Source organism: Ascidiimonas meishanensis (genome assembly GCF_037782385.1).
GTDB lineage: Bacteria > Bacteroidota > Bacteroidia > Flavobacteriales > Flavobacteriaceae > Ascidiimonas > Ascidiimonas meishanensis.
The window spans coordinates 1-14047 of sequence record NZ_JBBEXD010000016.1 but is presented as its reverse complement, the minus strand read 5'-3'; the positions used below and the strand labels follow the sequence as shown (position 1 = coordinate 14047).

14 protein-coding genes are annotated in these 14047 nt (G+C 32.2%); 8 read left to right on the top strand and 6 right to left on the bottom strand.

Going from position 1 to position 14047, the window contains the following annotated elements:
• Window positions 1-68 precede the first annotated feature (68 nt).
• A complete protein-coding gene (locus WBG07_RS18350) occupies window positions 69-1223 on the bottom strand; it encodes a FecR family protein (protein WP_340203456.1) in 1155 nt (384 codons plus the stop codon).
• A gap of 84 nt (window positions 1224-1307) precedes the next feature.
• Between WBG07_RS18350 and WBG07_RS18345 the strand changes: the two genes are divergently transcribed.
• The 4 genes from WBG07_RS18345 (at window position 1308) to WBG07_RS18330 (ending at window position 4191) form a co-directional block, all read left to right on the top strand.
• Window positions 1308-1853, top strand: coding sequence for an RNA polymerase sigma factor (locus WBG07_RS18345; protein WP_340203454.1), 546 nt, complete (start codon window positions 1308-1310; stop codon window positions 1851-1853).
• Window positions 1854-2301: 448 nt separating this feature from the next.
• On the top strand, window positions 2302-3144 hold the full coding sequence (locus WBG07_RS18340; RefSeq protein ID WP_340203453.1) for an alpha/beta fold hydrolase: 843 nt from the start codon (window positions 2302-2304) through the stop codon (window positions 3142-3144).
• Window positions 3144-3632 carry an RNA polymerase sigma factor gene (locus tag WBG07_RS18335; RefSeq protein WP_340203451.1) on the top strand — a complete coding sequence of 163 codons (489 nt, stop codon included), beginning with the start codon at window positions 3144-3146 and terminating at the stop codon, window positions 3630-3632. The genes WBG07_RS18340 and WBG07_RS18335 overlap by 1 nt, the downstream gene beginning before the upstream one ends.
• The gene (locus WBG07_RS18330; protein WP_340203449.1) at window positions 3625-4191 is read left to right on the top strand and encodes a hypothetical protein; all 567 of its coding nucleotides are present in this window, start codon (window positions 3625-3627) and stop codon (window positions 4189-4191) included. The genes WBG07_RS18335 and WBG07_RS18330 overlap by 8 nt, the downstream gene beginning before the upstream one ends.
• A 33-nt stretch (window positions 4192-4224) precedes the next feature.
• Here the strand turns inward: WBG07_RS18330 and WBG07_RS18325 are convergent, their stop codons facing one another.
• The 3 genes from WBG07_RS18325 to WBG07_RS18315 form a co-directional block, all read right to left on the bottom strand.
• Window positions 4225-4611 (bottom strand): thiol-disulfide oxidoreductase DCC family protein, encoded by a 387-nt coding sequence (locus tag WBG07_RS18325; protein ID WP_340203447.1) that lies wholly within the window; start codon window positions 4609-4611, stop codon window positions 4225-4227.
• An 803-nt stretch (window positions 4612-5414) separates the two neighbouring features.
• The gene (locus tag WBG07_RS18320) at window positions 5415-5867 is read right to left on the bottom strand and encodes a hypothetical protein (RefSeq protein ID WP_340203445.1); all 453 of its coding nucleotides are present in this window, start codon (window positions 5865-5867) and stop codon (window positions 5415-5417) included.
• A 287-nt stretch (window positions 5868-6154) separates the two neighbouring features.
• Window positions 6155-7651 carry a hypothetical protein gene (locus WBG07_RS18315; RefSeq protein WP_340203444.1) on the bottom strand — a complete coding sequence of 499 codons (1497 nt, stop codon included), beginning with the start codon at window positions 7649-7651 and terminating at the stop codon, window positions 6155-6157.
• Window positions 7652-7808: 157 nt separating this feature from the next.
• Between WBG07_RS18315 and yiaA the strand changes: the two genes are divergently transcribed.
• From yiaA to WBG07_RS18295, 4 genes are all read left to right on the top strand, one after another.
• The gene (gene yiaA, locus WBG07_RS18310) at window positions 7809-8300 is read left to right on the top strand and encodes an inner membrane protein YiaA (RefSeq protein ID WP_340203442.1); all 492 of its coding nucleotides are present in this window, start codon (window positions 7809-7811) and stop codon (window positions 8298-8300) included.
• Between the two features lie 103 nt (window positions 8301-8403).
• On the top strand, window positions 8404-9681 hold the full coding sequence (locus WBG07_RS18305) for a DUF2157 domain-containing protein (protein WP_340203440.1): 1278 nt from the start codon (window positions 8404-8406) through the stop codon (window positions 9679-9681).
• A gap of 16 nt (window positions 9682-9697) precedes the next feature.
• Window positions 9698-10255 (top strand): GDYXXLXY domain-containing protein, encoded by a 558-nt coding sequence (locus WBG07_RS18300; protein WP_340203438.1) that lies wholly within the window; start codon window positions 9698-9700, stop codon window positions 10253-10255.
• A 104-nt stretch (window positions 10256-10359) separates the two neighbouring features.
• Window positions 10360-11604, top strand: coding sequence for a hypothetical protein (locus WBG07_RS18295; RefSeq protein WP_340203436.1), 1245 nt, complete (start codon window positions 10360-10362; stop codon window positions 11602-11604).
• 57 nt (window positions 11605-11661) lie between these two features.
• Here WBG07_RS18295 and WBG07_RS18290 read toward each other — a convergent pair whose 3' ends face one another.
• Together WBG07_RS18290 and WBG07_RS18285 are read right to left on the bottom strand one after the other, a co-directional pair.
• Window positions 11662-12594 (bottom strand): PorP/SprF family type IX secretion system membrane protein, encoded by a 933-nt coding sequence (locus tag WBG07_RS18290; protein ID WP_340203434.1) that lies wholly within the window; start codon window positions 12592-12594, stop codon window positions 11662-11664.
• A gap of 19 nt (window positions 12595-12613) precedes the next feature.
• Window positions 12614-14047 (bottom strand): T9SS type B sorting domain-containing protein (locus WBG07_RS18285; RefSeq protein WP_340203432.1); only part of this gene is annotated, 1434 nt, incomplete at its 5' end.

Here is a 14047-nt window from a genome sequence, read left to right as displayed (position 1 = left end):
TGGTTGATACTAAGTTGATGACTAAATCATTAAAGTGATTGAGGAGTGTTGGCGCACTCCTCTTTTTTTTATTTGTTAATGGTTATTTCATTCTTTTCAATTTTATAGTTGAAAGGTGTATTGGTAGTGAATGTTTCAAAGACATCTTCTACTTTTTCTATATCGAATTCTCCAGTGAATCTAATTGAATTAAGTTCTTCGTTTTTATTCTCTATACGCACATCATAACTGCGCTCAATTTTCTTAACAATCTCATGAAAGGGATCATTTTCAAAGAAAAGTCTGTTATAGATCCAAGAAATGTATTTATCTACATTAACCTCCTTAGTTTCCATTTTGTTGGAATACTTATCAAAAACCGATTGCTCACTTGGACTAATCAATGTATTGTTGTGATGGTCTTTTTGATCAAATATATGCACAGAACCTTCAACTAGCGTAGTTTTAATTTGATTATCATCCTGATATGAAGAGACATTAAAACGGGTGCCTAATACTCTTATATCTACTCCTGATGCACTTACAATAAATGGTTGTTTCTTGTTTTTAGTGATGTCAAAAAAAGCTTCACCAATTAATTCTACTTTACGTTCTGCACCATTTTTATCAAACTCAACAGGAAATCGAAAGCGGGAACCTGCGTTTAACCAAATAGAAGAACCGTCTGACAATTGGATTTTAAAAGTTTTTCCAAGCGGAATTTCAAGAGTGTGATATCCTGTTTTGCCAGGAGTTGATTTTTTATTTTCTTGATAGGTTAAAGTATTCTCATGTTGTTGCCGAAGTGTGTCTCCACTAATGTCAATAAATACCTCCATCCCATTTTCGTTTAATATTTTTTTAGAACCATCTTCTAGGGTAAGTATAATAGCTTCATTTTTCTTTGAAGTTTCAACAATTTCAGGACTTTTTGTTGAAGATGTTTGCTTTTTGTTAAATACACTTATTAAAATAATAAGTGTACCAATAGCGGCTACGGCAATCCATTTATTGGGAATCTTTGGCTGTGTTGTATTATTTGTTTTTTGAAGGAAGTCTTCAAATGCTTTTTCTGGATTAAATGTAGCGTTTGCTTTTACCTTACGTTCATGAATGAATACATGATCTTTAAAAAGAGCTGCATTTTCTGGGGATGATCGAACCCATTGTTCCAATTGCTCAATCTCGGACATAGTTGCGGTATTGTGTAAATACTTTTGAATTATATCCAGAATGTTATCCATAAAGAGATCTTTTAATAGTAAGATGCAGAAAACTTTAAAAACCCCTATTTAAAATAGATTTTTTATCTTAGCAATAAGTAGGGCATGGGAAAAGTTAAACAAATAGAAGTTCTGTTCATTCAAGGACTCCGAAGGGGAGATCCAAATTCATATGAAAAATTATATGTAAATTATTACAATGATCTTTGCTTTTTTCTTTCAAAAATAGTTACTGACAGAGCGCTTTGCAAAGATTTAGTGCAAGAGGTTTTTCTCAATATCTGGAATAAACGCACTGAATTGCAAATAAAAACATCCCTTAAAAAATATCTTTACAAAAGCGTTTATAATCAGTACCTAATGCATCTTCGTGAACAAAAAAAACAGAGGAGTTTGTTAGAAACGTTAAAAGCAGAAGCTATCTATGAGTACTATGAAGCAGATACTTCTGCTCAGGAGTTACGTGTGGAGAAACTCAGGAAAGCAATAGACCAGTTGCCACCAAAATGTAAACAAGCATTTGTATTGAGTCGTTTTGAAGATCGCAAGTATAAGGAAATTGCCACTTTGATGGGAATATCACCCAAAACAGTAGAGATTCATATCTCTAAAGCCTTAGGTCTATTGAGAAAAATACAATTCTTTTTTTAGAAAAATACTGCTAGCCTTAACTACTTTTCCTAGGGAAAAACACCCTTGTAATAAAGGGGATTCACCCTAACCATGAGAAGCGTAATTCTTTTAATTTTAAAATTATCAAAAAGACTAAGGTTTGTTAGTTTTAAATTTTTAGTAGTTAGTAATTAAGAGTACTGTTCGTCACAGTGCTCTTTTTCATTATATCTGCGTTACCTCTGGAGTCTTAAATAAATCCAAAGAGGATTTCTTAGTAGTATTTTTTTTAGTAAAACTTTCAATTACTTTTAACTACAGCGCCTAGTATTTGCTTTCTTTTTGCATTGCCAGAATCTATATTTTTCAAACGTATCTATTGGTCTAATTAATTAAATGAATTTTCTGAAATAATAAATTATTCATTTTGTTTGTAACAAATACGATAGGAATGCATCAAAAGGGTAAATCATAAAAAAATTAAATCATGAAAGTATCTAGGATTGTTTTGTTTTTCCTGTTTTTGAGTATTGCTATTAGTTCCAATGCACAATATGATGAATTTAAGGTCACTGTATCGGGCAGTGGTCCTCCTATATTGTTAATTCCCGGTTTTACCTGTACTGGAGAGGTATGGAATGAAACTGTTGCCCAATTGAATAAAAATTATGAGTGTCATATTTTTACTTTGGCAGGATTTGGAGATGTTCCTGCTATTGAACTACCATGGTTGCCAAAAATAAAAGATGCTCTACTAAATTATGTAAAAGAGAAGGAGCTTGATAAAGCTACCATTATTGGTCATAGCTTGGGAGGATCACTTGCTTTATGGATGGCTTCTGAGGAAGGAATACTTTTTAAAAAGTTGATCGTGGTAGACGCATTACCTTCTATAGGAGCATTAATGATTCCTAACTTTGAAGCAGCATCTATCGTATATGATAATCCTTATAGTAACAATGTTTTAAATATGGATGGCGAAAGTTTTAAAACAATGGCGACTCAAATGGCTTCATACATGTCATTAAATAAAGAGCTGCATTCACGGTTAACGGATTGGATTATTAAAAGTGACCGAGAAATTTACGTACATGGATATACAGATCTTTTGAAATTAGATCTTCGGGAAGCGATTAAGAAAATTGAAATTCCAGTAACTATCTTAGCTGCTACCTATCCTAATAAGGAGATGATATTATTACAGTATGAGAAGCAATACAAAAACTTACCCCAAAAGAATATATTGTATGCAGAAAATTCAGCTCATTTTATCATGTATGATCAACCAGAATGGTTTATGAAACACATTTCTTCTGAATTAATAAAATAGTGACAAGAGAAGCCACATTTCAAACGATATTTGAATCGCACTACGAGAAGGTGTTTAGACTGTGTAAGGGATATTTTATTGGAGACGAGGCCATGGCTAAAGATATGGCGCAAGAAGTCTTTATTCGCGCATGGCAACATCTGGAAAACTTTAGAAACGAAGCCAAAATAAGTACTTGGATTTATAGAATTGCAGTAAATACATGTTTGTCTGAAAAACGAAAAGCAGTTTATAAAAGAGAAAAAAAATCGGAAACCTTTATAGAACCAGCTGCTACTGCGGATGCTAATGAGAAGGAGGAACAATTGAATCAATTATACAAGTGTATTGAAAAACTTTCTCCTTTAGATAAAATGATAATTATGTTGGTTTTAGAAGAGACTACTTATGAGGAGATCTCAGAAGTAACGGGTATTAAAGAAGCCTCTTTGCGAGTGCGAATTCATAGAATTAAAAAAAGTTTAACTCATTGTGTACATCATGACTGATTTTAAGAACATTGAAAATATATGGCAGCAACAAGAAAGTGTAGCTGCTTTAGATAAGACGGAATTATTACATAAAGCAAAAAAAATGACCAAAGAAATGAAACGTGAACATTTTTGGACGCAATTGATACTACTTATTTCATGTATTGTTATTATATGGTTTTTCTTTTACATCTCTGCATGGAAAAGCAATAGAACTAGCATAGCATTAAGTATTATGGGAGCAGTACTTTTAGTACGTTTAATTCTTGAGCTTTTAAGTATGAGGCGGTTTAAAGCAATTAAAATAACTCAGGATTTTGAGCACCATCATCAAGAAAGAGCTATCTTTTACAAATGGAGAAGAAAAATTCATTTTGTGTTTACACCTTTATTATTGCTTCTTTATATAATAAGTTTTATCTCTATGATGCCACTTTTTAAAGAAAACCTATCATCAGGATTCTACCTTTATATACAAATAAGCGGAGTTTTTGTATTTTTTGGGATAGGCTTAATTATTGTAAATCAAGTAAAAAGAGAACTTAAGATTCTTAAGTTTTTACAATCTGTGAAATAGATGAATAACCAAATTGAATACAGAATAGCTGATTTAAAATACTACGGTACAGCTTTTAGTTCTATTGCCAAACCATTGAATTCTATATTTGGAAGCAGTTTTGTATAGGCTATTTCTTAAAAATGAAGGAATCCATTTTAAAGTGTTTCCTAGCCATTTGTAGTTTGGTAAAAGCAGAGTCATTCTTAGAAAAGCATCTGAGTGCGTGGTAATATCATCTCCTTCTATATAAATGAGCGTGTCTAATCTTTCTAAGGGGAAATTATATTTTTTCAGAAGTTGTTGACCTCTTTGTGACTGGAAAGGGACAAAATCAAAAGTTTTATGTGGTGCAGCATTTAATGCCCATTCAACTACTCCATTACAGAGATTACAAACGCCATCATAAATAAGTACTGGGGTGTTTGTGCTATTATACATGGTTGTTTTTTTTGGTTAGTAATGCAAGGGTAGTCGTGTAGGAATGCTTTGAATTTCAAATAGAGATGTTATAATTTTCATAAAATCTAAATAGAACTTGGTTAGATTTTGTCAATTATGAACGCCTTTGGAATTAAGTCTAGTATTATTTATTTGTTGGATTTTTATGGCTAATTCCTTTCTTTTCAATTAGTAAAGTTGTTATTTGTTGCTAACAACAGGATCTCTTATTCTAAAAATAATAGAAAGGATATAGCTTAGTATGTATATTGTTAGGTTTGTTTTTTAGAGTAATTGAGATTACTCTTAAATTTTTTTGTATTGTTTTGTGACAAATCTCTGAAAGGAGAGTTAAATGAGTTCCGAGTATATTATGCAACAGCATTCAATCTCATTAGTAACTTTTCTGAACGACGGTCTAACAGGAAATAAGGATAAGTAAAAAGATTTTTTTATAAAAAGGTGCAACCTTGAAAATTCATTATTTTTTTGAGAACCACAATATAGATTAAAAACAACACGTAACTTTCTTCTTTAATGTAGTTATAAGCGCTGTATAAACATCTCTTACGGAAAAATAAATATAGATTTCTTAGCTGTCTAGGTAACTGCATTGTACGATGTTCTTGTCACATATTTTTGAGCATTAATGTTGCTAGATAATTATGTTATAAGTATCGAAGTCATTCTAATTTGATTTAAAAAGTTTAAATCAAATTAGAATGAGTATTGACAAGTAAAGTGATTTTAGAATTTACATTGGCAAATTATTAATGTATACAAATTATAAGATAATTTTGTTATTAAATTGACTTCCGTTTTGATTTGTTGTTCTTACTATTATTTTTTACTTCTTGTTTATTAGGGTTCTTATTGTTTGTATTTTGAAGATTCTCATTTTGAGGTCTTAAGAAGGAACTTTTATCATAAGAAGCATTCTCAACTTTAATCACTCCCTCACCTTTATCAGGCACCATGTTATCAAGTTCATCATAAAGCTGCATAATTTCAGCATTGCTAGGAGGCTTATTAAAATCTATGTTTGTGCTGTCTGTATTAGAGCTTAAAGTGGTGTCAACAGTAGATTCACTCATACTTTTATTGTTCATAAAATCTTCAATAACGCTAGAGGTTAAGGTTAAATCAGAATCATAATCTGTACTCGCAATAGAGCCATCGTCTGTTACAACAGCTGGGCTATTAGCCCTGTTGTTTGAGTTTTGAGCAGAAATTTCTGACCCTGCTGACTCTGACATTTCATCATTATTGTTTTGTCCTTCATTATCCATAATATATTTTTCTATTAAAATAATAAAAAAAATTCATAAACACAGGTGAAAGTTATTTTTAAGTGGTGCATACATTATATATTAATATTTTAAACCATAAAGTGCATACTAGCGTATTTTAATAAAATGGATGGTTTAAAGAGTAGTTTCTGTTTAACAATTAGAAGGTATAAATTTGTGCCAAATATGTTACTTCTCTTACTACTTATTTGTTAATAAGCTAAAAGTTTTTGGCATTGTTTTTTTATCTAAATTTATGATTGAACTAAATTTTGCAGCACTTCTGGTAGAGATTTTCCAGTCATCTTGCTCTTTAACCAGGCATAGAAACTCATCACAAATATATCTTCCTGATTTTGTTCTTTCCAGGCTATTGATTTTTCAGCATTTGTAATAAACTTTTCGCTTCGGGTATTTTCAGGGTATTTGATATGTTGTTCTATTAATTTTAGAAATACAAATGCATTTTTAGCTTCTACCTTCTCAAAATAAGTACGATATCTTCTTTTGAAGCTTTTAATTCTAGTTAGGGCATATTCGCTATTCTCAATTTCTATATGAAGGATAATCTCAAATAAATTCTTCTTTAGAGTCCATTCTTTTCCGAGTCGTTCTTCATACCAAGAGTCTGTTTTATTCCAAATTCTAAAAATTGCCATTGCTTTTTTAAGTTCATTGATGTTAAAATAGTACATGGCAAGCGCAAGTAACAAATTATAATGATCTCCAATATCAGGTTTCAAAATCGTTTTCAAAGTTTCTTCAGATACCGAAATTGCTTCTTTAGTTTGATTGGCATAATGTAAATTAAGTGTTTTAAGTAAGGTGTATTTTAATAAGAATCGGTTTTGGTATGTGGCATTTTTTTGCTGCATAAGTAGTTGCATCTTGCTTAGCCAGTGAAGGGAAGTGCTAAATTCTCTGTTGCGAAAATATAGGTTTGCCATAAAATAAATAACCTGTATGTGATAATAAAGGTGATGTTCCGACAACGATTCTTTTTTGGAGATAGACGCATAGCTTTTTTCCATAAAAGGAGTAATTGAATGAAAGTTCTGATAAAGTGAAGCATATTCATTGCTAATATCCATAAGTTGGCATAAGGATTTATAGGTTAACGAGTGTTGTGAGGTAAAACTATTAGTAAACAAAGATTCTAAAAGTGAACTTAAGTTCGCGGGAATACTTTCGTTTTGGTTTTTTGAAAGTAATTTTCGCAATAAAGAAAAGTTCATATGTAATGTTTCTGCTTCCTTAAATTTTTCAATATTTTTTTGAGCTTTTAAGAAGATATGTTGTCCATTATCAGAACTATCTTTATGTAAATACTCTATATAGGTATGATAGGCTTCTGTTGCAAGACCATATAATTCTAACAGTTCTGCTTTTAAAATGGTTTTGTTGAGTAACTTAAAAGCAGTTTTGTATTGTTGTTGTTTCAATAGAATTCTGGCTGCCAGAAGTAGTCTCAGGAGTTCCATTTCGTTGGTTGCATCATTATCAAAACCTTCTACAGCTATAAATTCAATTAAGCTATCAAATAGTCTTTTTTTAAGAGCATTAAAAGCAGCGCTATTTTCTTCCCCATAAATTTTTTCAGAAGTAATTTTTTTTCCTTTGTCTGAAGCTATTAACTTAAAAAGTTGAATGTTATGAGTGTCTGATCGTCTGTTCTTTTGTTTTTGATAAATTATAAAACGATGTCGCTGCTCATTACTCATTTTTTCAATTACAGCGGTTAAGTTGTTCATTTAAATCGTTATTTTATTAGAATTTAATTACCTTAAAATCAATATTTTAATATATTTTACATATTTATAAATCGTCATAAATATAGTTATTTTAATTTTTGAAAATAGTTTTTGGTTCGCATATTTGCTCTATAAACAATACTAAAAACCACAAATTATGAACCCGATTGCATCACAAAAATTAAAAGAAACTGCTATTAAAGATTATTCAGATCTTTCAACTGAAGAGAAGGTTAAAACTCCTCTAGACGCTAGAAAACCTACTCCCGCTTTTATAGGAGCTTCATGGCTTGCTGTTCTTACAGGGATGGTTTCTTATTGTATAGGCTTATGGAATGCTGAGATGGCTCTTAATGAAAAAGGATACTATTTTACCATTCTACTTTTTGGTCTTTTTTCTGTTATCTCTGTTCAAAAAAGTGTTAGGGATAGATTGGAAGGCTTACCCGTAACAGATATGTATTATGGAATAAGTTGGTTTGCAACCATAGCGGCTGTTTTATTGTTAATTGTTGGTCTTTGGAACGCTGATTTACTGCTTAGCGAAAAAGGATTTTACGGCATAGCGTTTACATTGAGTCTTTTTTCGGCTATAGCAGTACAAAAAAATACTCGCGATCTTCAGTTGTTTTCGGAAAAGAACGATTAGTTTTCATAGAGGAGAACCCTGCGGTATTCTAGAGTGGTTTTTAGAATCTGCAGGGTATATCCGTTTATTTTCACTAAATTAAATCACCTAAGAACCCATAATTATGAGTGTTAGATTTTTGAAAGATTTACCTGAGATGGTAGATCAGGAAGTAATTAGTTCTGATACCGCCACTAAAATACGTTTGTGGTATGAGGAGAAAGCTGTGCGAAGGCCCAATAGATTGTTACTAATTTCAGGGGTTTTAGGCGCTATTTTGATAGGGCTGGGAATTATTCTTATTCTGGCCCATAATTGGGATTCATTTCCTAAAGTTTCTAAAACAATCATTGCCTTTATTCCATTAGCTATAACGCAGCTTTTGGTAATTTATTCAATGAGAAAAAAAGGTGAAGTTTTGAAAGAATCATCAGGCACCTTATTGTTTTTTTCTGTAGGAACTTCAATTTCTTTAATCAGTCAAATCTACCATTTACCAGGAAAGATGGAAGATTTTCTCTTTACCTGGATGCTACTTTGTGCGCCTTTGATATATTTATTGAAATCAAAATCATTAACCCTATTACATCTGGTTTTCACCACTTGGTGGGTAGTTCTAGTGGGATATGGATATCGTTCTGAAATTCCGTGGTTTTATGGCCTGCTTTTTGTTTGGGTAGTTCCATTCTATTTCAATCTTATCAAACAAGATAATGAAGGGAACATGACAGCTATAATGAATTGGATTTTGCCCTTAAACCTTATTATTTCCTTAGGGACTTTTATAGATAACAATGAATTAATAGGATTTCTAATGTATGCTTTGTTATTCGGAATTCTTTATCAGGTAGGATGCTTAAAGATGCTAAGTAGTCATTCTTTACGTAAAAACGGATTTAAGGTTTTGGGAGTGCTGGGGATGATAATACTTTTGTTAATCACAAGTTTTAATGATGTATGGAAGAAATTACCAAATGAAGTTTTTCGTTATGAGGTTGAGATTTATATTTCTGTTGGGATGTTTGTGATCCTTCTTCTTTTTATTTTGAAGCATATACAATCCAATAAAGGTTTTAATCCACTACTTTACGTTCCTTTGGTTTTTACAGTAATCTTTTTTGTAGGTACACTTGATGCAATTTTAGCAACAATATTTGTGAATTTATTAATTTTCTTAATGGGTGTTCTTTTCATTAGAAATGGAGCTTTAGAAGTGAATTTAGGAATATTTAATTTTGGATTATTGGTAATTGTAGCACTTATAATGTGTAGGTTTTTTGATACAGATATAAGTTTCGTTCTGAGAGGAATTATCTTTGTAAGTGTTGGGATAGGCTTTTTTATAGCAAACTATTTAATGCTCAAAAAGAAACAGGAACTAGAGAAAACATTTCAACGTTAATTTAGAATTTATAGTAATGAAAACAAAAGTCATTATATTTTTATCAGTATTACTTTTTGCCATGCAATGGGCTATTCCCTTAAAAATGATTTATGATAGTGAAAATGTCCTAATTTCGGGGAAGGCATATAGATTTAAAACACAACCAATAGATCCAACAGATCCTTTTCGAGGAGCCTTTATTATACTAAATTACGAAATAAGAAGCTTTCCTACAGACAACTCTGATTGGGCTTATAATGAAGAAGTATATGTTTCAATAAAAGAAGATTCTCTAGGCTTTGCAAAGGCAGTTGGCATAAATAAAGAAAGGCCTATAGATACAGATGATTATGTAACGGCGTATACTAGGGACTATTATAATGGGGTGTTGAATTTTCATTTGCCTTTTGACCGATTTTATATGGAAGAAACAAAAGCATATGATGCAGAGTTAGCTTATCTAAAAGCTCAAAGAGATACTATTGCAAACAATTCTTTTGCTTTGGTTTATGTAAAGAAGGGCAATGCAGTTTTGGCAGACGTATTGGTAAATGGTAGCTCCGTAGTAAAACTAAATTCAACCAAAGATTAAATCAATGCGCAATAAAACATTTTTTCAGTTAGCTTAAGTTTTTCTTAAGATGATTTTGAAAAGTTTTAATGTAACTTGTTACAGCGAATTAATAACCTTGCTATATGAAATCAATATCTCTTCTTTTTTTTATGTTTTTCCTTTTAGGAATAAAGGGGCAAAATCTTGAATATTTGTATAAAGAAAGTTTAAAAGCTTATGAAGCTAAAGATTACCAAAAGTTTAAGGATCTTAATTTAAAAGCAATTGAATTAAACCCGAGTCAGCCAACATTCTTGTATAATTTAGCGGTGGGTTATGCCTTAACGGATGAGGAGGAGGAAGCAATGATTATTTTAAAACGACTTTTAACATGGAATGCAGCTTTAAAATATCAAGAAGATAAAAATTTAAACGCTTTACTATCTGATGATGACTATTCTAATATCTTAAGCAGTGAGCGGGATAAATATAAAGCTTTAACTGTAAGTAGTAATTCTTTTGGGAGTTTTTCTGATTCGTTTCATCTGGAAGATTTAGTAAAAATTGGCTCTCGTTTTTTCTTTACAGATGTCCATTCAGGCAATGTATACCAATACGATAGCAAATTAAATAAAACAACATTGTTGGTACAGATGCCTTTATCTGCCTTAGGCATCATAAAAGGAGATAAAAGTAATGAAGTATGGATATCAACAGCAAAGCTAGCTCAATTTAAAAATAAAAATCAATCACCTCCTCGTCCTTTTATTTGTAAAGTGAATGTAGACTCCGGGGCCATTGTTGATAAGATCGCACTTCCTCAAGAAACAATAGTAGGCAGCATGGTTTTAGGAGAGAATAATATGCTCTATGCTTCTAATTCAGCTACTCCAGAGATTCTAGTCATTGATATTCTCAAAAAGGAAATAGTGAAAACTATTCGAATAATGGATGGAGTAAATTTACAAGGGCTTACATTAGATAGGGCAAGAGGACAATTATTTGTAGCAGACTATGTAAAAGGAATTTTGATAGTTGAATTGGAGAATGATAATAACATGATGTGGCTAACCTCAAAGGAATACCTTTTAAAAGGAATCGATGGACTTTATAATTTGAGTACTGGCAAATTATTAGCAATTCAAAATAATTCTACGCCCAAACGAGTAGTGAAAATTATGTATTTAAACGATCAAGTATTGACGGTAGATTTATTAGACAACGGACTAAAAGTAAAAGGAGAGCCTACAAATGGATTTTATGAGGAAGAGCTAGGATTCTATTATATTACTAATAGTCAATGGCCTTTTTACGATAAGGAAAATAAACCACTTTACAAGGCATGGGAGAAACAACAAATACGGTTGATACCAGTGGAAAAGTTATAAATGATTACTAAAAAAAGGGCTAATTAGCCCTTTTTTTAGTAAAGTATTTTAGAATATTTATTTTACTCTAGTTAGATCAAAATCAAATAGCAAGAAAACCTCATGAGACCCTGAACCAAAATCTCCAAGATTATTGAAACTATAATCATAAGCATAACCAATACGTGTTTGTGGAGTTAGTTTTAAATTAAACATACCAATTATAGATTCTGTAGTTCTATATCCTACTCCAAATTCAAATTTATCAAATAAAATTGCATTTAAATTTAGGTCTACAATCAATGGAGCTCCTTTTACACCTCTTAACAAAACACTTGGCTTTAATTTGAAAGAGTCACCGTTAACATCAAAAGTATAACCACTGGTAAGATAAAAATGGGTTTGTTCACTACCACGGTTTACTAGGCCATCTCTTTTATTAAGATGTTTTGCTTTCAACAAGTTTAATGCAGAAAAACCAGCAAAAAACTTATTATCAAAATAAAAGGCACCTACACCCAAATTTCCAAAACTCTCATTTATATTTTGATTAAACGCAGGGTCTGCTTGCGGATCATCAAAAACAAAACCATTTAAGTCAGATTTAAAATTAGTAATACCTGCTTTGACTCCTAAAGACAGTTTGCTATCTCTGGCTAATTGAAGTACGTATGCAAAATCTACATTGATATTATCTTCAATAAGCGCTCCATCTCCTATATCATCTCTTACAATTGAGATTCCTGCTTCTATGTTCTTCCCTAGCGGTGCATGGGCAAAAGCATTAAATGTCTTGGGTGCTCCATCAACTCCGCTCCATTGTGCTCTATATAGTACTCCAAGATTGAGGAGTCCTTCTTGATCGCTTGCATATGCCGGATTCACAATACTCAAATTATAAAGATATTGTGTGTACTGAGGATCTTGTTGCGCTTTTATTCCGTTTGAAATCAAAAGAAACAACAACAGTATAAAACAGTTTTTAAGTTGGAAAAAATTAAAATTATTCATTCTATTTAGTTTCTAAAGATTATCGGTTTAAGTAAACAATTCCCTGAAAAGGCTTCGTTTCGCCATCTCCAAAGTCTATTATAAAAAAGTAAACTCCATTAGGAAGTATACCATCAGAGAGTGCACTGCCTTCTTTGGAGGTTCCATCCCAATCTGGGGTGGAAGCATTACCTTTATAAAGGAGAGAACCATAGCGACTGTAAACTTCTAATTTGAAATTAGGATAGTTGTCATACAGTTCTGTTATTCTAAAGGTATCGTTTACTCCATCTCCATTAGGCGAGAATGCTCTTTTCTTGAATGTGCTTATATCAGCACAATTAATTAAACTTGTGGTAACGGCTAATCTTGTTAAAGATTCACAACCAGTAGTTTCATTAAATTGAGATACATAATAAGTGATACCGTCTACTAAGAGAGTGTCTTCATTAAGCGTAGTATCTCCAGTTGCACTTGCATACCAAATAATTGTTTCATCTGCATCTATAGAAATGTCAGCTAAAGTTGCATCAATATCCTGACAGAATTCTTGTGTGCCTTCTCCACCTGGAACCGGTGTCTCATTAATGGTAACCGTTGTTGTAGTATTTGCGGTGCAACCACCAGAAAAAGTGATCTCTACAGTGAAAACCTCTCCATTTGAAGCATTACTCACTATTGGATTCTGACTTGTAGCATCATCAAAAGTTGCATTTCCGTCAGTACTCCATGTCCATGATGTTGCAATACCACTGGTTTCGCTAAGCTGGATGTTTTCACCTGCACAAACAGGACCGTCATTTGATGCAACAGCCATCCCATCAGAACTAACGTTCACAGTAGCTTCACAAGTATCGGTATTTCCATTAATATCGGTTACTGTGAGTGTTACTGTATTTAACCCTACGTTTGTACATGTAAACGTATCATTATCAATAGTTACAGAAGCAATTCCACAATTATCTGTAGATCCTCCATCTATTTGTGCGGCAGTTATTGTTGCCGAACCACTTAAATCAAGTATTACCTCAATATTATTGCATACAGCTACAGGATTTGTAACATCATCAATAACAACATTCTGACTCTGAGTGACAGTGTTTCCATTGCCATCATCAAATGTCCAAGTTACTACGGTAGTACCTTGGGTAGTAATAGGAAGGGTAGCATCGTTAGTTACGGTGACCGCTCCTCCGCAATTATCTGTAGCGGTTGGTGTTGTTAGCAATGTTACCTCGCATTCAGCTGTAACATCTGGTAATGAAGCTACATCTGGCACAGGCGGTGTAGTATCGTCAATAATTACATTCTGGTTTTGGAAAGTAATATTTCCATTTCCATCATCATATGCCCAGGTTACTACCGTGGTAGTTGTAATGGGTAATGTAGCATTATTAGTTACCGTTACACTTCCTCCACAATTATCGGTAGCGGTAGGAGTTGTTAATGTTGTTACCTCACATTCTGCGGTTAC

Excerpts from the sequence above, each read along its gene's own strand:
- WBG07_RS18340 (WP_340203453.1), top strand. The coding sequence starts at position 2,302 with ATGAAAGTATCTAGGATTGTTTTGTTTTTCCTGTTTTTGAGTATTGCT.
- WBG07_RS18290 (WP_340203434.1), bottom strand. The coding sequence starts at position 12,594 with ATGAATAATTTTAATTTTTTCCAACTTAAAAACTGTTTTATACTGTTG.
- yiaA (WP_340203442.1), top strand. The coding sequence starts at position 7,809 with ATGAACCCGATTGCATCACAAAAATTAAAAGAAACTGCTATTAAAGAT.
- WBG07_RS18320 (WP_340203445.1), bottom strand. The coding sequence starts at position 5,867 with ATGTCAGAGTCAGCAGGGTCAGAAATTTCTGCTCAAAACTCAAACAAC.
- WBG07_RS18345 (WP_340203454.1), top strand. The coding sequence starts at position 1,308 with ATGGGAAAAGTTAAACAAATAGAAGTTCTGTTCATTCAAGGACTCCGA.
- WBG07_RS18350 (WP_340203456.1), bottom strand. The coding sequence starts at position 1,223 with ATGGATAACATTCTGGATATAATTCAAAAGTATTTACACAATACCGCA.
- WBG07_RS18300 (WP_340203438.1), top strand. The coding sequence starts at position 9,698 with ATGAAAACAAAAGTCATTATATTTTTATCAGTATTACTTTTTGCCATG.
- WBG07_RS18295 (WP_340203436.1), top strand. The coding sequence starts at position 10,360 with ATGAAATCAATATCTCTTCTTTTTTTTATGTTTTTCCTTTTAGGAATA.
- WBG07_RS18325 (WP_340203447.1), bottom strand. The coding sequence starts at position 4,611 with ATGTATAATAGCACAAACACCCCAGTACTTATTTATGATGGCGTTTGT.
- WBG07_RS18305 (WP_340203440.1), top strand. The coding sequence starts at position 8,404 with ATGAGTGTTAGATTTTTGAAAGATTTACCTGAGATGGTAGATCAGGAA.
- WBG07_RS18330 (WP_340203449.1), top strand. The coding sequence starts at position 3,625 with ATGACTGATTTTAAGAACATTGAAAATATATGGCAGCAACAAGAAAGT.
- WBG07_RS18315 (WP_340203444.1), bottom strand. The coding sequence starts at position 7,651 with ATGAACAACTTAACCGCTGTAATTGAAAAAATGAGTAATGAGCAGCGA.